The organism is Bradyrhizobium sp. USDA 3262 (assembly GCF_054060035.1).
Genome location: NZ_JBSSCT010000001.1, coordinates 2805494 through 2826865, shown reverse-complemented (window position 1 = coordinate 2826865; position 21372 = coordinate 2805494). Strand labels below are relative to the sequence as shown.

Here is a 21372-nt window from a genome sequence, read left to right as displayed (position 1 = left end):
TTGATCCCAAAGGTTCGAGCCGACTGCTGGCATTCCTGCAATTGTTCAAGACCAAATCAACGGCCCCCCTTGACCTCCATTGGCACGGCGGTTGCTACTACGCAGCAACAGCGGATCAGACTTGGATGAGTACCCCAATGGATGTCGCTCGTCTTTGATCGCTGGGAGTCATTTCGATGATAGGCAGGCTAGCTGCGACCCGCACCCTGCTCGCGACTTCCACGAATTACGACAAAGGCAGGCTTGGGATGAGGAAATCAGCGGCACGAACGCTTTACATCGCAGCCAAGCTGTGCGTTCTGGCCGCTGGGATTCTGGCATCGTCAACGGCAGGCGCCGATGATGATTTGATGAGTGCGGCGAGGCAGATTTTCAAGCCGATCCCCTCTATTGTTCCTGCGGTCAAGAACAACCCTATTACCCACGAAAAGGTTGCACTCGGCAAGATCCTGTTCTTCGATCCGAGGCTATCGGCGAGCGGGGTCATCAGCTGCAATACATGTCACAATCTTGGGACCGGCGGAGCAGATGCCGGCCCGAGGTCGCTTGGTCATCGCTGGCAGCTAGGTTCACGTCGAGCGCCAACGGTCTATAACGCGGTCTTCAATGTGGCACAGTTCTGGGACGGACGCGCGGCTGACCTCAAGGCACAAGCCGTAGGCCCTGTCCAGGCCAGTGCGGAAATGAATGCAACGCCTGCTCGCCTTCTTAATACGTTGAATTCAATGACTGATTATATTGTCATGTTCAGCAAGGCGTTCCCGAACGACGCGACGCCCATTACCTTTGACAATTTCGCCAAGGCCATCGAGGCATTCGAGGCGACCTTGATCACGCCCGCCGCTCCCTTCGATCAATACCTCGAGGGCGATGCGTATGCTCTCAGTACTCAGCAGAAAGCAGGATTAAAGCTGTTCATAGAAAAGGGATGCTCGTCATGCCACAATGGTATCAACGTCGGCGGCCAGGACTACTTCCCGTTCGGCGTGACGGAACGGCCAACCGCAAGCCTGCTGCCGAGGGACGACAAGGGCCGTTTCGCCGTCACCAAGGTCCCCAGCGACGAGTATGTTTTTCGCTCCGCGCCGTTGCGCAATGTCGCATTGCGTCCTCCCTACTTCCATTCGGGCCAAGTTTGGAGCCTCAAGCAAGCTGTTGGCGTGATGAGTGAAATACAACTCGGCGCGAAGCTCAACGATAGAGAAACAGACGACATCGTCGCGTTTCTAAATTCACTTACCGGGCAGTTGCCTAAGATCGATTATCCGATATTACCCGCGCGCACCGACACAACGCCAAAGCCCTCTATGGAACAATAGGGCAAATAGGCTGTCGGCTTACAGAGCCAGGCTCGTCAAACTTGCCAAGGGAGGAAGGTGCGGGCACCCAAGCTTCCCGCAGCGACGTCAAAGAGCACCGTGTCGAGCCGGAGCTCACAATCAAACGAATTCGGCGCTGAGTTCTTCCGGCTTGCCTGAGCGCCCCCGGCTTCTCGACTCTCATTTGGAGCGAGGACCGGGCGCGACGTCGCGGGGTTCGCAGCCGACCGCCGCGCGCAGCGTTCGCGCCCTGATTTGCGGCGAATTGATGAGGCCGTTGTAGGCATCAGCAGCTGCGTGCGCCGATCAGGATGGAGGTACGCATGACAGCATGTGCGAGAGACCTCGTAGTAGATCGCAACGAGCGTTTCTCAATTTCGAGAACGCGATCGTGGCGCCCCACGCATCGAGGCCTGGATCCTCGATGGATGGTCAGCCATCATGGCCTGATTTGCTCTTCGGCAGTTCAATCGAGCCCGTGTTCCAGTTTGGCGCTGTTTGCTCGAGAATGTTACGGACCAAGAACTCCAGGAGTTTGAGCTGGGCATAACTGCCCGGCGTTCCGTGGTCTGCGCCTGGCACATACAGCATGTCGAAGTATTTTCCCGCCTTGATAAGCCGATCGGCAAGCTGGAACGTGGCGGAAGGATCGACGTTGCGGTCCATTTCGCCGACTATGAGAAGCAATCTACCTTGCAGTTTGGCGGCATTGTCGATGGCGGAGGATTGCGAATATTCGATGCCGACGGGCCACCCCATCCACTGTTCGTTCCACCAGATCTTGTCCAGCCGGTTGTCGTAGCAGCCACTGTTCGCGACCGCGACCTTATAGAAATCGGGATGGAAAAGTAACGCGCTCACCGCGTTTTGCCCACCGGCGGAAGCGCCAAAAATGCCGACGTTGGATATATCATACCAGGAATACTTCGCACTCGCCGCCTTGTGCCATAGGATCCGGTCCGCAAAGCCAGCGTCCTTCAGATTTTTCCAGGCAACGTCGTGGAACGCGCGCGAGCGATGGTTGGTACCCATTCCATCAATCTGAACAACGATAAAGCCGAGTTGTGTGAGCGGCTCGATTGAAGCTGAGAAGGACTTGGGAACGAAGGAACCGGTGGGGCCTGCATAGATGTGCTCCACCACCGGATATCTCTTGCGCTGATCGAAATTGGTCGGCAAGTGAATAACGCCCCATATGTCCGTCTTGCCGTCGCGTCCCTTGGCGTTGAAGCTGAGCGGCGGCTGCCAGCCAGCGGCTATGAGCTCGGAGATCTCCGCGCTCTCAACCTGCATCAGTTCGGCATTATCACTGGCGCGATACAGCACCATGCGAGGCGGAACGCCGATGCGTGACCACAGGTCGACATAGTAGCGACCGCTAGGCGAGAACTCGATGTGATGATTGGCTGGCTCGGGCGTCAGCGGCGTGAGTCCTTTTCCATCAAAGCCAATGCGATAGGCATGGACGAAATAGGGATCCTCATCAGGGTTCATTCCGCTGGCGCCAAACCAAATCTCACGCTTCACTGGATCGACACAATACACCGCACGGACCACCCAATCTCCTTTGGTGATCTGGTTCTTGAGCTCGCCTGTTCGGCCGTCGAACAAATAGAGGTGCTCGTAACCATCGCGCTCCGAGGCCCAGATGATCTCCTTTCCATCATCGACGTCATAGCGAAACGTTTTTCCACTATTCAGCTGCTTCATCACCAATGGCTGGTAATCGACAAAGGTCTTGCTTGCCTCATCAATCAACGCGCGCGCTTGGCCCGTGGCGGCATCGACCGCCACCAGGCGATAGAGCTGGTGGCCACGCTGATTGTATTCGAAGGTGAAGCCCCGCCCGTCCTTCCACCACTGGATCGCCGAAAGGCCGTAAGGATTCTGGAACGCGGCATTATCGATTGTTACCGCGCGTCGGCTGCTGACTTCAAACAGCACGGGCTGGAGCAATGCCAAGGCATCACCCGGTTTTGGATACACCAAGGTGAAATGTCTGGGTTGACGCTCGTGCGCCGGCGACGATTCGAGGTAATGGACTTCCCGTTGGTGGGCTGGACGGATCCGGTAGACGGCGAGGTGCGTTGAGGCTGGAGACCATCTTAGTGTCGAGAGAGCATAATAGTCACTCTCAGCTCCGTCCCAGGTCAACTGGATGTCCTGCAAACCGTCTTGGCTACGCAGGAAGAGATTGTAGTTTCGAATGTAGGCCAGCCATGTGCCATCAGGTGATGCGCTTGTCTTGTTTGGATCGTTGTCTGCCGGCGGCGTGTCGTCATAGGGGCTCTGCTGATTGGCGCCCGAGTGCGTTGCATTGGCGGTGCAGGTATAGCTTGCAAGCTCGCAGCTCCAACGCGTATTCTCGAGGTCGAAGCTCATCCTGCCACCCTTGTCGGTCAGCTCGAAATGGTCGAAGGGAAGATCCTCGGGCTGATAGTTCTGGTGGCTCGCTCTGTTCAGCGCGGCCGCGAGTCTAGCTTGATCAAAAGCGGGCTCCTTTACGCCTTTCTCGGCATCAACCAGGATAAACTGGTGTCTGCCATGGGTCGTCCGCCGATAGACGAACGCCTCGCGCTCGCCCAGCCAAAACGGCACGTCTGGGACATTCACAATAAGCCGGCCATATCGGTCTGCGGTCGTCAGTGCACGCTCGTAATCCGACCGCGCGAGGGGCGCATTCCCGACATCCTCCGCCGCGTTCGCCTGCGCGGCTTTGCACTCCTGCTGAGCCAACAGCGCTAGCATCAAGGCAACCAATCTGTACATTATGATTCACCTCTCCTCCTAGTGCGTGGACCCCGATGCGAGGTCACTTCGCGATTGATGCGCGGCTTTTCGGTGCGGCTGGCCTTCCTGCACTTTAAGCGACATGCCCCTTCGGCTCAGCCTTGGCGGACTCGTACCTGACGAACATTCGGTTTGGCGGCTCGCCAGCAGCCGCAAGTGCCTCCAACAATCCTCACACAGCAACATGAGAAAACGCCGCGCGCCATTTACAACGAACGCTGCAGCGCCGACATTCTCGCATTACTTCAGTGCTGCTTATGCTGAGCAGAATCTATGCCAACTGATGTATATCGCTGCGGCTTCCTCCGCGCAGACTCGCTGATTGTTCCGAAACGAGGTGGGCGTTTGAGGCCGAGTACAACACGCATCTGCGCATGGTCACCTCTGGCGAATGACGTCGAGGAATGCCATTGCGTTCGGAGCTATTTGTCCCGCCTATTGGCAAACCGCTCGAATAAGTAGCCTCTGGAACTTCGGACAATGCGGGCCGTGCCGAGTTATAGATCGACGCTGGGTCAATCTGACGACAACTCACGCGATAAGCCGTGGAGACATTCGCGGCAATCCATCGCAGATCATCCTCGACACCTTGGCCGCCGACCGCCGGCGAAATGAACGCGCTGGGAGCTTATGGCATGTGGCGATATCGTAGGATATATCGCAGGCTTTCGATGCTGTTTCTGACGAACTAACGCGCGCACTTGGAACGGCCCGAAGCAAATCTGGCGCTTGTCGGCGTCAGGCGCGAGGATTTTTCTGAACGCCTCTAAGCCCGCGTCGCTGCTCGCGAGCCAGTCCGCCAGCGAGTACAGCGAGTTCAAAATGAATGTGCCGTACGACCTAACAACGCGACGCTCGCCGCTTCCTTCGCCACAAGCGCCGGTGTAGCCGCAATTCATTAGATACCCGAGCAGCTCTGCCTCGCCAGATCGCGTGCTCCGATCTCAACGGCTATCGAGGCTAGGCGGTTGGTGTGTCGCCGATCAGACGGATCACTTCACCTCCGTTGGCACTTCGTTGACCATCGCGGCAGCCCGCCGCAATTGGTGGGCTTCCAACGATCAACCCAGAGTCGGCATCAGTACAGACGACCGTAATGGGCGTCGTCGGGTCCGTCTCCAGGACTACGATTCGCAAACTCGATACGGTGACAGCGGAGCGCTAATGCGAAGTCGGGCGATAGTCATGGCTTCTTGCGTTCTCCTATGCGCCCGCTAGGACGCGAGAGCGGTCCAGGCAGCGAGCGCAAGCGATTGTTCGCAGACGAAACCACCTGCGTGCTGGTGATGAGATCAGGAGATCATTCGTGAGTTCGCGGGTGAGCGTCGTCTGAGGGTTGCAAGGGCGATCGCGCTAGGGGTGGACGAGGGCTGGATCGTGATGCTGGTGAGCTCAGGGTAAGGCGGATTTTCGAAATGTCTCCAAGATATCACTAAACTTCCTGCTAAATGGTTCAAATGCAGCCGATGAGCACCCCTTTGTCGGCGCAGATCAGACGGACGACAAATTGTAGCGACGCCTGCAACATCGTTCTCGACGCCAGAGCCGACGGCATCATCTTCAGGTATCTATCTCATGCGTCCTGCGTGGCCGATTGGCGACGCAAACGTCCGAAACCGGACGAGACGATGAGGCCATTCCACACGCTGGGTGGGACATATAAGAGTTTCACATGAGCCAAGCGGGCCGTGCGCCATTTTTTCGAACCGGCACGCAGATTGCTGGGTGAGCAGCAAGGAGCTACCGCGACGAAAGCAGTCGTGGCGATCCATCTTCAGGGCCCCAATAAGGTTTATCCGGTTGATCCTATTCGATCTGGCTTTGATGCTGCTTGCGCCTGACGTTGCGGAAGCCATGAATGAGGGCACCGGCGCACACTTCATATTGGTCACCAAAGCTCTGGCGACTTTCAAGCCGATTGCTGGCCCCGAGGCGGCATCAAGCTCTGGCGGTAGCCGACACCTCTACAGCCAAACGACGCAAGCCTTGCCAGTTCAGCCAGCGGACAATCGGCGTCCAGCCAAGCCGCCTGAGGATTCCGCGGTATTGGATTCCCGCCTTGCGTGTGTGATTGGTATGCGCGCCCGGCAGCGTTCGATTGCCACGATCCTCAATGGCACGGAGACGCACAAGATGCCGGCTGTCGTAACACCGTCGATCTGCAATGCTGCCCCCGCGCCTTTTGGCTTCCTCGGGGTGGAGACGCCGCGCTGGAGCCAAGCAGAATGGATTGTCGGCGGCATGGTGATCATCGCCTTTGCGGCCATTCTCCTCATGATTTGATGGAAAGATACAGCATAGGCGCGGGCAGGTGAGAGAAGCAAGGCCGGGTTATATCGAAGTCGCCTTCAACGGTGCTCCCGCAAGCATCCCGCTGGATGCGCAATTCATCGTACCGGCCAAAGGTGTCACGGCGATTTTCGGTCCTCCGGGGTGCGGCAAGACCACACTCGCGCGTTGCATCGCCGGCATCCAGCCTCTACCGAGTGGATTCTGCGGCGTTGATGGTGAAATTTGGCAGAACGAGACGACGTTTCGACCGCCTCATCTGCGCCCTGTCGCATATGTATTTCAGCGACCCATTCTTTTTTCTCATTTGTCTGTCAAGCGCACCCTTCTGTACAATGCATCGAAATCGAGGGCGACACTGATCGACTTTGATGGTGTGGTTAAGTTGCTCGACTTGGCGTCACTGCTTGACTGTTCTCCGTCACATCTTTCTGGCGCCGAGCGACAGCGACTTGCCCTAGGCAGCGCGCTACTAGCCCAACCGCGGCTACTTTTGCTGGACGACCCGCTCATTGTGCTCGACCGTGCCGCCAAGCGGGAGATTCTGCCATTTATCGAGCGCATGCGTGAAGAGCTCAGGTTGCCGATGATCTATATCTGCCATGACATGGCTGACATCGAGCGCTTCGCCGATCATCTCGTCATGATGAAAGATGGCATGGTGACTGCGGCCGGACCGCTTCAAGTCGTTCAGAGTGGCCCAGTGCTTGCCGCGCGTGGCGAAGCGGCGGTTTGCGTTGATACTGTGGTCGGCGGCTACGACGGGCGCTATGGACTCATCATCGTCCGCCTCAGAGGCGCGCGTCTGCTAATACCTGGGCCGCCGCTCAGACCTGGTGCGCAGCTACGGCTGCGCATCGCAGCTGCCGATGTCAGCATCGTGCGCGAGGTTCCACGCGCGAGCTCGTTCCTGAATGTCTTTCCGGCACGCATCAAAGCCTCCCTTCCGTTCGACGAATCGGAGATCACGTTGGTTCTAGCGCTCGAAACTGGCCGTTCGGGCGTGCCGCTTTTGGCCCGCATCACACGCCGCTCCTTTGATGCGCTAGGGCTCAGCAACGGAATGGACGTATTCGCCGAGGTCGCGCGAGCCCTGCCGGTCTCAACTCCCGAGCGGTTGCTCATAACGCCTGCGACACCACTTGGAGATGCTCTACAGCAGAGCGCCGACACCCGAAATGAACAGAAATCGGATCACGGCCATGATCGACAACTTTGACAACATCGATCCGACAGCTTTGGCGGCGATTGTCTACCAGCCAGAGGACGACGCCGATAGGCTGCTTGCCAATTTCGTCCAGGATCTCGCGCAGCATAACGTACGCGTCGGCGGCATCGTCCAGCGACACTTTAGAAATGCAAACGGTACGCACGTTATGTTCGCCGTCGACGTTGCGACAGGGCGAGAGATCTCGATTTCCCAGCTACTCGGCAGCGGGGCAGCGTCCTGTACGCTCGATACAAACGGACTAGCTGAGGCCGCAGTTGTCGTTTCCCAAGCGCTTCGCGACAAAGTCGATCTCCTCGTGATCAGCAAATTCGCCAAACAAGAAGCGGTTGGCCGCGGCCTGCGAGCTGAATTTGTTGACGCGATCACTCGGGGTGTGCCGCTCCTGACAGCTGTTCCAAGAAATTCCCTTGTCGATTGGAGCGCTTTTACGGGTGATGTTGGCATGCTGCTCCCTTGCGATCGTCAAGCCGTAGAGGAATGGTGGCGCGACGTCGCCACGCGCCCGGCGCGACGCCGCGCTTTCAATCCCAGCTGGAGCTATTTGGGGACTATGATACCGGACAGCTTGATGACGGTTGCGAGAATAATGCCAAGATCGGCTCCGGAATCGCCGGTTGCGCTCCTTCACGGCTTACAAAAACAACCCTAGCTTCGCAGCCGTTTCACACCGTGAGATATCCGGATGCTGTGCCGCCAGCGCCGAGGATCCATTCCCGGTCGGCAAGTAGCGTTTCGACCAGCGGTTCAATCGCTGGTCGAGGAATCTGGCTGCGACTTTTTAACTGCGGTACCCCACTCGTGATATACGCACGCGCTCACCGACGGTTCCAAGCGATCGAGCATCGCGTTTCCACGCGGCGCAATGGAGGCGGATGTGAGAGCCATCGGACCTCACGATCAGATGCCTGCGCCCGGGCCGCTGGTTAGCTTCGTTGCGACAATCCGATCTTGAGAACGGATGGCATATAGCTTGCTTCACCAGTGATGGCACAAACGCAAAGCAAACTTGTGAGGTCAGCATGCTCGGAATTGGAAGTCAGTTGCCGCCGTTCGAAATCACTGGCGTGAAGCCCGGCTTTCAGGCGCATGAAGAAGAAGGACACAGCGCGTTCGAGACGCTGACCGAAACGAGCTTCCCCGAAAAATGGAAGATCATCTTTTTCTATCCCAAAGATTTCACGTTCGTCTGTCCGACCGAGATCGCCGAGTTCGGCCGGCTATCCAAGGAATTCGCCGATCGCGATGCTGTCGTAATGGGTGGTTCGACTGACAATGAGTTCTGCAAGCTTGCCTGGCGGCGCTCGCATGCAGACCTGCACAATTTACCGATTTGGCAGTTTGCCGACACAAAAGGGACCTTAGTCGATGGCCTTGGCGTGCGTTCGCCCGAGGGCGTCGCCTATCGCTACACCTTTATCGTCGATCCCGAGAACACAATCCAACACATCTATGCGACCAATCTCAATGTCGGGCGTAGCCCCAAGGACACGCTCCGCGTTCTGGACGCGCTACAAACCGACGAACTTTGTCCCTGTAACCGCGAAGTCGGCGGCGAAACACTGAAGGTTGCGTGAGGCGGCATGTCGTCGATTGAGCAGTTGAATGAGACGATTCCCAATTTCGCCAAGGACGTCAGGCTTAACCTTGCGTCATTGCTGGCCGATGATACGCTGTCGCCGCAGCGACAATACGGCCTGCTGCTGGCGAGCGCCATTGCCACTCGCAATGCAGCCCTGATTACCGCGATTGAAGCGGCAGCCACCGCCGTGATGACGCCTGCGGCGATCGCCGCAGCGAAATCTGCAGCCTCTGTGATGGCGATGAACAACGTCTACTACCGATTCGTTCATCTCGTATCCAATCCGGAATACAAGACCATGCCGCCACGGCTGCGCATGAACGTGATCGGCAATCCCGGCGTGGATAAGTCCGATTTCGAGCTGTGGTCGCTAGCAGTCTCGGCCATAAACGGCTGCGGTGCCTGTGTCGACGCTCACGAGAAGACGCTGCGGGCTGAGGGCGTCAGTTCCGGAGTGATCCAGACTGCCGTGCGCTTTGCTGCGATTGTGCAATCAGTGGCGGTTGCGATCGAGGCCGCCGGCCCGGCTCCTTCCACGGCGATGGGCTGAATATCCTTTGCGCCGTCGAATCGACTCCGTTTGTGGCACCACTCAATGGTGCCACAACCAGTCCTTCGCCGGTCCAGAGCGGGTGTAATATCCTCAAGCTGTGCCTCGCCGGGCGTCCCCCACGGCTGCGCGCCTCGTTCGAATCCACCTGCAGTGCAGATGAGCCAGAATGCCCGCAAAGGCGGTGAAATCCCCCGTCTCATGGCGATCACATCGCGGCCCTTTGTTGCACTTCACCCAAACTTGAACAGCACGCCGTAACCGCCGCGCGGATAACTCCACTTGATGTCACCGGTGGGTTCGGCGATCACACGGCAGGTGCCGCACTCAATGCAGCCGTCGACGGTTATCTCAACTTGGCCGTTGTCGTTGAGTTCGTAGCATCGCGCGGGACAGGCGCTCAAAAGCGCAAGTAGCTGTGGCGACGGCGTCGTGTGCGCGCGCACCGTGACGTGAGGGCGACCGACGTCGACAAGATAGCGGTTGTAGTACAGCTTGTCTTCGACGCGTACTGTAGGCTCGACATTCATGCTTTGATCTTCCATTGCTGGACTTCACACTGTTGCCGGTCAGCGCCAGGCCCGGGTAAAACGACACGCATCGCCGAACAGACCTGTCCATGACCGCGCCTTGACGAAGGATTTCAAGGTCGCCTTCTCCTTCTCAACCTTCGGCGTGCCATCGACACGTACAAAGTTCTGCAGCGCCTTGGAAATAAGCTGCGGATAGGTAAGGAAGAAGTTTTGCGAATGGGTGTGCATCAGCATCGGCATATCCTTGTACTTCTTTAGATCTTTGATGACAAAGGACTCGTCGAGCATCTTCTTGTAGAGCGACAGATTTGTCGCGGTCATCGGCTCGCGGCGCGATTTTACCTGGGCGATCGCTTCGGCCGCGATGCGGCCTGAAGTCATCGCAAGATTGGAACCTTCGCGATGAATGGCATTGTTGAGCTGCGCCGCGTCCCCGACCACCACCCAGCCCTCGCCGTAGAGCTGCGGGATTGCCTTGTAGCCGCCTTCAGGAATGAGATGCGCCGCGTATTCCTTGACTTCGGAACCTGCGATGAGCGGCGCCACGGACGGATGCTGCTTGAAATGATCGAGCATGCCGTAGGGCGTCTGGGCGGTGCGCTGGAAATCAGCGACGAGACAGCCGATGCCGAGCGAAATGCACTCCTTGTTGGCATAGATGAAACCCATTCCGGTCATGCCGCGAGAAATGGTACCGGCCGCCTCGATCACAACGCCTTCGTCGCCCTTGAGATTGAAACGGGCCTCGATAGTCTCGCGAGGCAAAAAGTGCATTTCCTTCACCGCGAGTGCCACATTATCGGGTTTCGGCCGCGACCGCAGGCCCGCGCGCGTCCCGAGCAGGCCATTGACACCCTCGGCCAGCACGACGACGTCGGCGTGTATTTCGCCGTCGCGGCGATCAGTACGAACCCCGACGATCCTCTCGCGGTCGTCCCGTACGAGCTCGGTGACTGTCGTCTCGCACAGCACGGTCGCGCCGGCCTCCCGCACCTTCGAGGAGAACCATTTGTCAAACTGCGCGCGTATGATCGTGTATCTGTTCGGCCGCTCCTCGTTGAAGTCATCCGAGCGGTAGTGCATGCCAACATGCGAGCGATCGTCCATCATCCAGAACCGCTGTTCGACCAGATGGCGCTCGAGCGGCGCCTCCTGGCGAAACTCGGGAATCAGCTTTTCCATCATGTCGGCATAGAGAATTGCGCCCTGCACATTCTTCGATCCCGGATATTCGCCTCGCTCGAGCTGCAGCACCTTCATGCCGCGCTTGGCCATGGTCAACGCCGCTGCGTTTCCAGCCATACCGGCTCCGACCACGATCGCATCAAACCTCTCTTCGATCATCACGGCATCTCCTCTAGACCGCGAGCCGGGCGCGCGAATCCGGCAAAAGCCTGGCGCGAAATGCGGCCGTCAGCGACGGGAGCAACTGCATGGCGTCGCTGATGATCGCGACATGGGCGAAGTCGAAGATCGGCGCGTTTTTGTCGGTATTGATGGCGACGATCAGGTCCGCCCCCTCCACGCCGACCCTGTGCTGGATCGCGCCGGAAATGCCGGCCGCAATATAGAGCTTTGGCCGAATGGTCTTGCCGGTCTGGCCGATCTGCCGGTCAGACGTCACCCATCCCTTCTGCACCAGAGGACGCGAGCAGCCATACTCGGCGCCAAGCAGAGTTGCTAGCTCGCGCACCAGCCGAAAATTCTCGAGCGATCCCAGTCCTAGGCCGCCGGCGACGACAACATCGGCATAGGCTAGATTTGACGTTTCGGAATCCCGGTCGGGAATGAACGTCAGCACCTTCGTGACGATATCGTCTTCAACAAGGCCAAGCGGATGGATGATGATACGAGCGGCATCGCGTACGACGCGCTCCGGCATCGGCATGACGCGCGGGCGGACGGTTGCCATCTGTGGACGATAGTTCAAGGTATAAATCGTGCACAGCAGCGAGCCGCCAAAGGTCGGACGCGTCGCCGCAAGCGAACCGTCGGCGTCGACGTCGAGCGCAGTACAGTCGGCTGTGAGTCCCGTCGACAAGGTGGTCGCCACCGAACCTGCAAGATCGCGACCGAGTGTCGTCGCGCCTAACAACAGGATCTCAGGCTTGTAGGTGTTGACGAGTTCGGTTAGCGCTTTAGTGTATGATTCGTTGCGGTAATCCGACAATACATTGTCGCTCACGAGATAGGCCAGATCGGCGCCATAGCAAAATGACTCCAGCGCGGCGTTGCGCGTCGGCTGCCCCTCCGGACCGATAACGACCGCGGCGAGATTCACCTTCAGCCTGTCGGCAAGCCTGCGCCCCGCTCCCATGAGCTCCCAGGAAACCGGATGCACCTGGCCACGCTCCTGCTCGACAAAAACCCAGACATGCTTGTAGGCCTTGAAGTGCTCCGGAAGTTCCTTTTTGGCCGCCGCGCGGCCGGCCGCCGGCGCGGCCGTTTTGGTGACATTGCTCATGCTTTAAATTCCCCTCAAAATGCGCGCGCCCGCGCCACAGGATTGGTTTCTACTTCGGCTGGCTGGAGATCACTTTTGATCAGCAGATGGCTTGCTGCTCGTTGTTTCCGCTTGCTCGGCGCGGCCCGACCGCGCAACGAGAGGCGTCGCACGGGGTGAACGTACCTGGCTGGCCAAGTTCCGAGATGGCCCCAAGACAGGTTCATTGCGCGCTCTATTCGACAAGCGCCAGCAAGGCGGCCTGGCCACTGCGGTCACTCTAATTGACTCTCTCCATGGCTGATTACGCCGGTCCGCTTGCTGCGCAATAGCTGCACCTTGCTTTCGGCCTAGCGCTCCGCATCGGCCGTGACGACTCGGTCGATGCCACCGCACTTTCATGCGATGAGTGCTCGGCCGCCAGCGCCGCCGACTCGCAGGGGAGGTTTGGCTCTTTTCCTGGCGCATGTTGCTATCGGCTCTGAGGTAGCTGTGGATCTGCGCGCAAGTGGGCACCCGCCTGATTTGGACGATGATATGCATACGTTTCCGAGGTGTGGCGCTGACGGGCGAGTTACCCATTGCCTCCCATCGCGGGCTCGATGGCAGTTTCAATTGCGTCAAAAGCCATTTGGGGTGCCACTGCGCGAGCGTGAACCACGAGATGATGCCGCACAACTCGGCCGGCAGTAGACGTAACGTGAAAGGTCTTCCTTCAAATCTCATCTCGAACGGCTACCATTTGTCTGCATCGATGACCGGATCGACTCGACAACAGCAAGTGTCGTACCAGTTGCAAAACTCGGGGAAGATTAGGCGAACGCAATGACTTAGGGGACACTTGGAAGGGCTGCTAATCCCCAGGACACGACCACTCCGAACATGGGTCGGGAATACGACAGCGCCGCGCGAGCCATGGCTGCGGAGAGTCGATCCGGAAGAAGACGAAGGTTGCACGAGGGATCATCACCACGCCACACTTGGTGACAAACCTTGAAAGCGCGAGATCACTTCAGCTCGCTCAATGGGACAAAGGCCATCGGCTTGTCATGGTCTGCAACAGCATCCTTCAAAACCTTGAACACCCGCTGGTCGATTGGCGACGATGCCACGAAGTCGGCATAGGCCTGTTCCAGCATCGCTTTGCAACGAGCTCTGATGTCCGGTTCTGCGGCACCAGCGAATTGCTCCTTGGCAAGATATTGTCCCATGCGCTTTAGGATGTGAAGGCGCGCGACATTGACGATTCCGGGGTCGTATTCGACGCCTAGCAGTGAAAAAAACTCTTCCGCGGACGAGGCTTTGTTGAGCCGATCCAGGATACCGGCTGATGGGTGCGAGTTACTCATCGAAAACTCCCTTTGAATTGGCACGTGGACGATCGGCGACAGCGCGGCACCGCCTGGTGATCCTGCTGCAGCCAACCTCGCGCGACCATGCTGAGGCAGGCCGTCGTGGCCGTCGATTAACGATGCCCGATACCGTCCTCGCGGCGCTTGGTTTTCGAATAGCCTGTCCAGATCTTGCTGGGTACGCCTCTTCAGGCCGGGTGGGGCGACAAGTATCCGCACACATCGCGCCAGATCGCTGCTACTGTTTCGCGCTCGACCGGCACCTTGTGCTTTATGGCATGCTTGCGGACTTGCGTCAGGATCTGTCTGGCTTGGTCGGCGCTGGCGACGAGCTGTAATTCATTGAGCAACGCGGTGATCGCCGACAGCCCGGAATGCTTACCGATCACAAAACTGTTGCGGCGCCCAAGCAGAACCGGATCAAGCGACTGGTAGGTACGTTGATCTTTTAAAAGGCCATCCACGTGAATGCCCGATTCATGCGTAAAAATATGCTCTCCGACGATGGCTTTGTTCAGAGGAATCGCACGTGCGGCTGCCGCTGCAACCACTGCGGCGACCTTCTCGAGTTCCGGAAGTATGATGCCGGTCTCGCGCCTGTAGAGCTGCTTGAGCGCGACCGCGACTTCCTCGAGCGGTGCATTTCCAGCCCGTTCGCCGAGGCCGATAACGGTTACCGAGGCGTGGCTCGCGCCGGCCTTGATGGCGGAGAGCGTGTTGGCGGTTGCGAGGCCGAGATCGTCGTGACCATGAAACTCAAGTTCGAGATCGGTGGTCGCCCGCAAATTTCCGACCAGAGCGGAGGTTGTGTCCGGGTCGAGCACACTGAGCGTATCGGCAATACGAAAGCGACGCGCTCCCGCCGATTTTGCCGCGGCTATCAGTCTGATGAGAAAGTCGATGTCGGCGCGGGAGGAGTCCTCGCCGCCGACGGCAACCTCAAGTCCCCGCTCACGTGCATAACCTACGACTCGCTTCACTTGTTCCAGCGCCAGGTCGCGACGACCGCCAAGCTTGGCCGCGATCTGGATATCGGAACTCGGGATCGACACATTGACCATGGACACCTTCGCTTCGATCGCCGCGTCGATGTCGGCTTCGCGCATCCGGCACCAGCCTATGGTGGTCAGCGGAAGCTCTGCTTCGACGATTGCGTGGATGGCGGTGATCTCCTCGTTGCCCATCGCGGGCGTTCCCGCCTCGATCTCCGTCACGCCGGCCCGCGCCAGCGCCTGCGCGATCGCCAGCTTTTCCTCTGTGGTGAACGCAACGCCAGGCGCCTGCTCGCCGTCGCGTAATGTCGTGTCGTTGAGCACGGTCGGCTTGGCGCTCGCCTGCTCGGGCCAAGCCGGCTTGGCGGTCTTGGTAGCGGCCATCACGAAAGGGCTCCTCATTGCTTTTGACCCACAGGCGCTTCAGCAACCCCCATGCCAGCCCGCCACGCTTTTTAACCCGTTGAAAACAATATGCTTACTTCAGCGGCTAGCTTGCCTTCGCTAATTGATTGTCGCAAACGCGACAGGCTTATGAAGCGGACGGCTCATCCTGCCTCTCGCAACACCGAGCTCGAATGTTAACGCGATTGCGACACGCCGGTAGGCACGAATGTCGCGGAGTATTTGTGGCCCGCCCGCCTTAGACCCATGGTCGCGCGCGCATCGAAACGGCGTTAGCCGCGCCCTCCAGCTCCTGCTGAACTGGCCAAAGCGCGCGCGGGTTCTAGCTGACTTGGGCGATCGAGCCTTGCAACAGCTTAAATGGGCCAGTCGACGCCGATGACCGGGCGAGCCGCCTGCAACAGAACGTCGCGCCGACGTTCTGCCATCCGGCTCTCGCCGCTTTCTTCGCCGAAGCAGAGATTGAAATCGCTACATTGCGTGCAAACGGGCGTTGTACACATGACGAGGCCTTCATCCTCGCACAGCGAGCGGTAGAAGAAGCGCTTCCAGCGCATATTGTTGTTATTGCGCGCGGCGAGCGGCGCGAAGTGGCGGCTTAGCAGCCGAGAGAGTTCGCCACGACTGCGTAATCCGAGATCTTCCCACAAGTGGTTTGGCTCTATGGCGCGGCGTGCAATCATCGCGGCTAGCCACCCCCCGATACGTCCTTCCGTTGAGCGTTGCTTGAGCAAGAGATCGCGCACCATTGCGATTTCGTCGTTCTCATCGCAGTTGAAAGCCAGGAGCTGCTCCGAAACCTTGACCCCGACCGATGGAAAATGGTGGTCCAGCAGGGCCGCCAGCTCGTGGCCGGACAGGCCGGCCTTCTCGGGAAGCGGGCCACCATCCATCGAGGCGGCCGCCAGAATTGACGCCAGGACATGGCAATCGAAATTGCTGTCGGTCGCAATGTCGGCCTCTTCGGGAGGCACACCAGTGAGCGCTCGATAGGTCGCAATTCCTCTTTGCACCTCGCTGCCCGCGTCGGCGCAAACAGCTGCAAACGGATGGAAGTTCGCTTTGGGCATGAATCTTTTACAGCGTCACGTTTGCCCCGTCCCATTCTAGCTGGCCGGGTGATCGTCAGAATGCCGGTCTCCCCGGATGGGGGGTGAGGGAGACCGGCATCCGTCGCGCGCCTTCACAAGGCCGCGACCCGCGACCTTACGAGGCCGCGAGCTCGGCGGCGGTCTTGCCGACGATGGATTCGTCGACGGGCTTCATTATGCCATGCTCCATCAGCATGTCCTCGAGCTCGTCCATGGAGATCGGGGTCGGAATGATGCCCTTGCCGCCATTGTTGTGAACCTTGGTCGCAAGATTGCGATAGTGATCGGCCTGCTTCGACTCGGGCGCATACTCCAGCACCGTCATGCGGCGCAACTCGGCATGTTGCACCACATTGTCGCGCGGCACAAAGTAGATCAGCTGGGTGCCCAACTTCTTGGCCAGCGCCTCCGCCAGTTCCAGCTCTTTGTCGGTCTGCCGCTCGTTGCAGATCAGGCCGCCCAGCCGCACGCCGCCAGAGTTGGCGTATTTCAGGATGCCTTTGGAGATATTGTTTGCGGCATACATTGCCATCATTTCTCCGGACATGACGATATAGATCTCCTGCGCCTTGTTTTCACGGATCGGCATCGCAAAGCCACCACAAACCACGTCGCCGAGCACGTCGTAGGACACATAGTCAATGTCTTCATAGGCGCCGTTTTCCTCCAGGAAATTGATCGAGGTGATGACGCCGCGGCCGGCGCAGCCGACACCCGGCTCAGGACCGCCGGACTCCACGCAGCGAATGTCCTTGTAGCCGACCTTCATCACGTCCTCGAGTTCGAGGTCCTCCACGCTGCCGGCGCTCGCTGCAAGGCTCAAAATCGTGTCCTGCGCCTTGGCATGCAGGATCAGGCGGGTCGAGTCCGCCTTAGGATCGCATCCCACGATCAGGATTTTCTGACCCATCTCGGCCAGTGCCGCCAACGTATTCTGGGAAGTGGTCGACTTGCCGATGCCGCCCTTTCCGTAGAACGCGATTTGTCTCAGTGAAGACATGTTGTTCTCCATCAACCGATTTGCCAAAAGTTGCGCGCTTCCTACACGCGAGCTTGTTTCTCTCTCAGAAACGAGGCACACGGGTTCAAGGGAAGGAGCGCATCGCTCGCCTTACGCGTCGGCGTGCACTCAGCCCTCACTCAGTGTTGCTGCCGCTTAATAGCAACCGTCATGCCAACACTGTCCGCGCTCATTAAGCTTCTGATTGCATTCTAAAAAGCCAACGAGCTGTTGAATAACCCCGGAGTGTTTTGCACCGGACAGGATCCGCTCGGCTGTCAGAAAACGAACACCGGCCCTACCCATCATGCTGGAAAACGGCAGCTTGGCATGACCAGATCCAATGCTCTCAAATGGAACGGGACTTGCTCCTCTTCTTGCAAGCCAGTGGTCGGCAATTTGGGCAGAGCGAGATGCAGGTCGAGGTTGGCATCTCTAAGGCATGTGACCGGCGATGAGGTTCGTGGTCGATGATGCGAGGTAAATTGTGCGGCTCACCTACCAATTGATCCAACTGATCAGAACGACGCGCCTGAGCCTGAAGGCAGCAAGAAGCGCCTCACAAGGGTGCCTCGGATCGAAACTAGCCGCCGCCCTGCTACGCGCTTCGTTTGCGAGACATGAAAGGCCAATTCTCATTGATGAATTAGTGGTCCAACGAAGGCGTTAAGGCGGGCGCAAGCACGGTACGGTGCTTAAACCGCTTATGTGTGATCGTTTGCGAGCGTCAAATGCGCTCTCCCACATAGCGGAACCCGCCGCCGATCGTTCAGCTCCGCGCACCCAGATAGGCATACCATGGCGACAATCGTCTTTTATCAAAAACCAGGCTGCGTCACCAATGCACGTCAGATGCTGGCGCTGAAAGCCGCTGGCCATGACGTGATAGCCAAGGATATCAAGGATATATTGAAGAAGCCGTGGGCTGCGGAGGAATTGCGACACTTCTTCGGCAGGACGCCGATTGCATCCTGGTTCAACCGAACCGCGCCTCGTATCAGGTCAGGCGAAGTTAATCCTGACGCAATCGACGCAGCGAGTGCACTGGCGTTAATGCTGGCAGATCCGCTCCTGATCAGACGCCCGCTAATCGACGTCGATGGTGCAAGATGCGCCGGATTCGATCATGAAGCCGTGCTGTCGTTGCTTGGCCGGAACATGCAAGATGACCTTGAGGCATGCTCCCACGAACAACAGGGCACGCACTGCCCGCAGATGTGAGGATACGATCAATCATACGACTGCCCGCCAACCAATGCGAACAACGATCTTCCCTTACCGGCTTTGTCAAGGCTGGCCGGCTGCATGTTCGGCGAGAACGCCGACGTGCGTGGCAGTTCGTAACCAGCGGCGCTCAGATTGCTCGGTTTGAATAAGACATGTTCGTCGCCTGCGGTGTGGGAAACCACCGCAGTTCGATCGCGTTTATCGCGCAAGATTCCTGCAGTCTGGATTTGATCAGAGCTTTGAGCCGAGACACGGTTATTGAATAGATTCGGCTCAGACGGAACATTGAACTGAATAAGCGATCCGGACAGAACCACGGCGCTTCGCGGTCGTGATCCTTATGCAACGTGGCTGCATAATCGCGCTACGTGCGCCACCATTTTGATCAGCATCAAATCAATCGCCGTCTCCCATGTGTGACAGAGATCTCGCGCGACTCTTCGCGCGGACTTTGGAATGGAGAATTCGATGAGGATCAAAACAATTCTGACGACGACATCGTTGCTCGCGCTCGCGAGCTCGTTGGCCAGCATGTCGGTTCAGGCCGCCGATCTGGCGCAGGCCCCTATCTACTACAAAGCCCCCCCAATCGAACCCTTCAATCCGTGGATGATCCGCCTGCGCGTTCTCGGCGTTTTACCTGATACCGCAGGCAGCTCCGTCAATGTCGCCGGGGCGTCGCCGCTATCCTCGCCAGCTTCCGGACTATCGATCAGCGACCAAGCGGTACCGGAGCTCGATATCACCTATTTCTTCACAAGAAACGTTGCCGCCGAACTCATTCTCGGTGTGAGCCGCCATCACATCAGCGGCACAGGTACGCTAAATGGACTAGATATCGGCAAGGCTTGGCTGTTGCCGCCAACGCTGACTCTGCAATATCACTTCACCGATTTTGGCCCGCTTAAGCCTTACATCGGCGCGGGCATCAACTACACCGTATTCTTCAACCAATCGGCTGCCAATACGTCGCTCGCCGGCCTTGCCGTGACGGATTTGCACATCGCCAACCAGTTCGGCGCCGCGGTCCAATTCGGCTTCGATTATATGCTTGACCGCCATTGGGGCCTCAACTTCGACGTGAAGAAGTTGTGGTTGCGGCCGGATTATTCGGCGACCGTGAACAATGCGATTGCCGTCACTGGTCGCGCCAATATCGACCCATGGCTCGTCAGCGGTGGCATCACCTACAAGTTCTGAGGCTGGAAACACGCTTCAGTGAACTTCCCGGACGCGCCGGGTCGCCGGACGCGTCTCTCCGTTATAATACAGTGCAAACGCCAGCGAGATGATGCGTAAAGACACGTCGTCTCGCCGGTGACCAGGAGCCACTCCCAGCATTGCTCTCGCTGTGCGTCACGGATGTGTCGGTAAGTGGTGGAAAACAAGCAAATCGAGCCACTAGCGATAGGCTCCTGCTCGTGTTTCCTGGCATTAACAGAAGCGGCCGCCTGCTTATCGGCGCTGAGAATTCAAGGCGCTCGCCCCCTGCGAGAGAACGACCGCACTTGCAAGGGACGTGAGCTCAGGGCTCTTCGGCCCCGATCATGAGTAGAATCCAATCAAGGCTTACCTTGTAGCGCATGTTCTTGAAACCAAAGCCATAGCGACAAGTAAGCAGTCCCGTGTTGGGCACGTACTGGAAGCGTTAGGGCATCCGATCACTGTCAAACGTTCCAAGATGCCAGCTATTGGGCGGATACGCCCGCGATGTTTGATACAAAGGGCGAGCGTCGCTCAAGCGACGCCTTTAGCTTCGCCTCAGTACCATCACGAGGCGATCGACACGTTTGCCCTGCTTGAGATGAGAGTCTATGATTTCATCAACGTCCTCAGGCGTGGTGGCGCGATACCAGATTCCGTCTGGATAGACGACCATCAAAGGACCGGAGTTACAAAAGCCAAGGCAGCCCGTCACCGTGAAGCCGACATCAGTGAGGCCTTGCGCTTCGATAGCCTTGCCCATCCGATCCCAGAGGGCCTGCGCCCCAGAAGCGCCGCAACTGCCGTGCGGATGATTCGGCGGACGCTGCGTGTTGCAGGCAAAGACGTGATGCCTATAAAGTTGAGGAAGCTCGAATTCGGTTTCTGCGTTCATGCGCCTATCCTGAAATCAACGGCCTCCATCATCTGAACAGAGACAAGATCCGAGCGCATCCGCCCGAACAACCTGCTCCTCAGTCGAACGCCGCATCGACCAATTGATCCTACTAATTCCCACTCCAGCTTGCGGAAAGCGGGCGGCATGCCGATGATGGTCGCTGACGATCAGCGATACTCGACATCTAGAATATCCTCCTTGATCAGTTTCAACCGGTGTCTCCCTCCGCATTACTTACGCAACGATCCAACTTCTCCAAGCAAGTTCTGCACCAGATGCGCAGCGCTCATTTTTTCAGCGATCTCATTCTCTGCTCCGGCGCGACTGACGATTATCCGGCGCGACTGACAATTATGCCGAGGTTGCAACATTGTCGCCCTCCCTTGTTCCATGCATGACATATGGCACATCGCGTTTGATACGCTCCCGCTTCAGCATTTCGCGTTGCGCACAGTTCGCACGCACAATAG

Annotated in this window: 18 protein-coding genes; 8 read left to right on the top strand and 10 right to left on the bottom strand. The window is 58.1% G+C overall.

The window, feature by feature from the left end; translation table 11 throughout:
- Positions 1–176: 176 nt before the first annotated feature.
- Positions 177–1319: a cytochrome-c peroxidase gene (locus ACVWYP_RS13205; protein WP_016848196.1), complete on the top strand. Its 1143-nt coding sequence runs from the start codon at positions 177–179 to the stop codon at positions 1317–1319.
- Between the two features lie 432 nt (positions 1320–1751).
- On the opposite strand, the gene ACVWYP_RS13200 is transcribed toward ACVWYP_RS13205, so the two are convergent.
- Entirely contained in the window at positions 1752–4088 is a 2337-nt protein-coding gene (locus ACVWYP_RS13200) for a S9 family peptidase (RefSeq protein WP_038386971.1), read from the bottom strand.
- A gap of 1821 nt (positions 4089–5909) precedes the next feature.
- Between ACVWYP_RS13200 and ACVWYP_RS13195 the strand changes: the two genes are divergently transcribed.
- The 5 genes from ACVWYP_RS13195 to ACVWYP_RS13175 all read left to right on the top strand — a co-directional run bounded on the left by ACVWYP_RS13195 (position 5910) and on the right by ACVWYP_RS13175 (position 9758).
- Entirely contained in the window at positions 5910–6392 is a 483-nt protein-coding gene (locus ACVWYP_RS13195) for a hypothetical protein (RefSeq protein WP_244435924.1), read from the top strand.
- A 28-nt stretch (positions 6393–6420) separates the two neighbouring features.
- Positions 6421–7617, top strand: coding sequence for a molybdenum ABC transporter ATP-binding protein (gene modC, locus ACVWYP_RS13190; RefSeq protein ID WP_080583487.1), 1197 nt, complete (start codon positions 6421–6423; stop codon positions 7615–7617).
- Positions 7601–8278 (top strand): DUF2478 domain-containing protein, encoded by a 678-nt coding sequence (locus tag ACVWYP_RS13185; protein ID WP_063607112.1) that lies wholly within the window; start codon positions 7601–7603, stop codon positions 8276–8278. Before modC ends, ACVWYP_RS13185 begins: the two co-directional genes overlap by 17 nt.
- 370 nt (positions 8279–8648) lie before the next feature.
- Positions 8649–9203, top strand: a complete 555-nt coding sequence (locus ACVWYP_RS13180; protein ID WP_026192308.1) for a peroxiredoxin — start codon at positions 8649–8651, stop codon at positions 9201–9203.
- 6 nt (positions 9204–9209) lie between these two features.
- Positions 9210–9758 (top strand): carboxymuconolactone decarboxylase family protein, encoded by a 549-nt coding sequence (locus ACVWYP_RS13175; RefSeq protein WP_016848189.1) that lies wholly within the window; start codon positions 9210–9212, stop codon positions 9756–9758.
- A 233-nt stretch (positions 9759–9991) separates the two neighbouring features.
- On the opposite strand, the gene ACVWYP_RS13170 is transcribed toward ACVWYP_RS13175, so the two are convergent.
- The 7 genes from ACVWYP_RS13170 to nifH all read right to left on the bottom strand — a co-directional run bounded on the left by ACVWYP_RS13170 (position 9992) and on the right by nifH (position 17574).
- Complete coding sequence (locus ACVWYP_RS13170) at positions 9992–10288, bottom strand: ferredoxin family protein (protein WP_016848188.1); 297 nt, start codon at positions 10286–10288, stop codon at positions 9992–9994.
- 39 nt (positions 10289–10327) lie between these two features.
- A complete protein-coding gene (locus tag ACVWYP_RS13165) occupies positions 10328–11635 on the bottom strand; it encodes an FAD-dependent oxidoreductase (protein ID WP_028343133.1) in 1308 nt (435 codons plus the stop codon).
- A 13-nt stretch (positions 11636–11648) separates the two neighbouring features.
- Positions 11649–12755, bottom strand: coding sequence for an electron transfer flavoprotein subunit alpha/FixB family protein (locus ACVWYP_RS13160; protein ID WP_016848186.1), 1107 nt, complete (start codon positions 12753–12755; stop codon positions 11649–11651).
- A gap of 986 nt (positions 12756–13741) precedes the next feature.
- On the bottom strand, positions 13742–14083 hold the full coding sequence (nifW, locus tag ACVWYP_RS13155; RefSeq protein ID WP_016848185.1) for a nitrogenase stabilizing/protective protein NifW: 342 nt from the start codon (positions 14081–14083) through the stop codon (positions 13742–13744).
- Between the two features lie 191 nt (positions 14084–14274).
- The gene (nifV, locus tag ACVWYP_RS13150; RefSeq protein ID WP_016848184.1) at positions 14275–15462 is read right to left on the bottom strand and encodes a homocitrate synthase; all 1188 of its coding nucleotides are present in this window, start codon (positions 15460–15462) and stop codon (positions 14275–14277) included.
- Between the two features lie 377 nt (positions 15463–15839).
- Entirely contained in the window at positions 15840–16553 is a 714-nt protein-coding gene (locus ACVWYP_RS13145) for a nitrogen fixation protein NifQ (protein ID WP_244435925.1), read from the bottom strand.
- Positions 16554–16689: 136 nt separating this feature from the next.
- On the bottom strand, positions 16690–17574 hold the full coding sequence (nifH, locus tag ACVWYP_RS13140; RefSeq protein WP_026192307.1) for a nitrogenase iron protein: 885 nt from the start codon (positions 17572–17574) through the stop codon (positions 16690–16692).
- A gap of 798 nt (positions 17575–18372) precedes the next feature.
- Between nifH and ACVWYP_RS13135 the strand changes: the two genes are divergently transcribed.
- Positions 18373–18795: an ArsC/Spx/MgsR family protein gene (locus ACVWYP_RS13135; RefSeq protein WP_304498896.1), complete on the top strand. Its 423-nt coding sequence runs from the start codon at positions 18373–18375 to the stop codon at positions 18793–18795.
- Positions 18796–18803: 8 nt separating this feature from the next.
- Here ACVWYP_RS13135 and ACVWYP_RS13130 read toward each other — a convergent pair whose 3' ends face one another.
- Positions 18804–19118: a hypothetical protein gene (locus ACVWYP_RS13130; RefSeq protein ID WP_304498895.1), complete on the bottom strand. Its 315-nt coding sequence runs from the start codon at positions 19116–19118 to the stop codon at positions 18804–18806.
- 151 nt (positions 19119–19269) lie between these two features.
- Here ACVWYP_RS13130 and ACVWYP_RS13125 point away from each other — a divergent pair, with 151 nt between their 5' ends.
- Positions 19270–20001: an OmpW/AlkL family protein gene (locus ACVWYP_RS13125; protein WP_304498894.1), complete on the top strand. Its 732-nt coding sequence runs from the start codon at positions 19270–19272 to the stop codon at positions 19999–20001.
- Positions 20002–20551: 550 nt separating this feature from the next.
- On the opposite strand, the gene ACVWYP_RS13120 is transcribed toward ACVWYP_RS13125, so the two are convergent.
- On the bottom strand, positions 20552–20899 hold the full coding sequence (locus tag ACVWYP_RS13120) for a (2Fe-2S) ferredoxin domain-containing protein (protein WP_304498893.1): 348 nt from the start codon (positions 20897–20899) through the stop codon (positions 20552–20554).
- Positions 20900–21372 lie beyond the last annotated feature (473 nt).

Coding starts and splice junctions, on each gene's coding strand:
- nifH (WP_026192307.1), bottom strand. CDS start 17,574: ATGTCTTCACTGAGACAAATCGCGTTCTACGGAAAGGGCGGCATCGGC.
- ACVWYP_RS13170 (WP_016848188.1), bottom strand. CDS start 10,288: ATGAATGTCGAGCCTACAGTACGCGTCGAAGACAAGCTGTACTACAAC.
- ACVWYP_RS13145 (WP_244435925.1), bottom strand. CDS start 16,553: ATGCCCAAAGCGAACTTCCATCCGTTTGCAGCTGTTTGCGCCGACGCG.
- ACVWYP_RS13175 (WP_016848189.1), top strand. CDS start 9,210: ATGTCGTCGATTGAGCAGTTGAATGAGACGATTCCCAATTTCGCCAAG.
- ACVWYP_RS13205 (WP_016848196.1), top strand. CDS start 177: ATGATAGGCAGGCTAGCTGCGACCCGCACCCTGCTCGCGACTTCCACG.
- ACVWYP_RS13165 (WP_028343133.1), bottom strand. CDS start 11,635: ATGATCGAAGAGAGGTTTGATGCGATCGTGGTCGGAGCCGGTATGGCT.
- ACVWYP_RS13180 (WP_026192308.1), top strand. CDS start 8,649: ATGCTCGGAATTGGAAGTCAGTTGCCGCCGTTCGAAATCACTGGCGTG.
- ACVWYP_RS13125 (WP_304498894.1), top strand. CDS start 19,270: ATGAGGATCAAAACAATTCTGACGACGACATCGTTGCTCGCGCTCGCG.
- ACVWYP_RS13120 (WP_304498893.1), bottom strand. CDS start 20,899: ATGAACGCAGAAACCGAATTCGAGCTTCCTCAACTTTATAGGCATCAC.
- nifV (WP_016848184.1), bottom strand. CDS start 15,462: ATGGCCGCTACCAAGACCGCCAAGCCGGCTTGGCCCGAGCAGGCGAGC.
- ACVWYP_RS13160 (WP_016848186.1), bottom strand. CDS start 12,755: ATGAGCAATGTCACCAAAACGGCCGCGCCGGCGGCCGGCCGCGCGGCG.
- ACVWYP_RS13185 (WP_063607112.1), top strand. CDS start 7,601: ATGATCGACAACTTTGACAACATCGATCCGACAGCTTTGGCGGCGATT.
- ACVWYP_RS13200 (WP_038386971.1), bottom strand. CDS start 4,088: ATGTACAGATTGGTTGCCTTGATGCTAGCGCTGTTGGCTCAGCAGGAG.
- ACVWYP_RS13135 (WP_304498896.1), top strand. CDS start 18,373: ATGGCGACAATCGTCTTTTATCAAAAACCAGGCTGCGTCACCAATGCA.
- nifW (WP_016848185.1), bottom strand. CDS start 14,083: ATGAGTAACTCGCACCCATCAGCCGGTATCCTGGATCGGCTCAACAAA.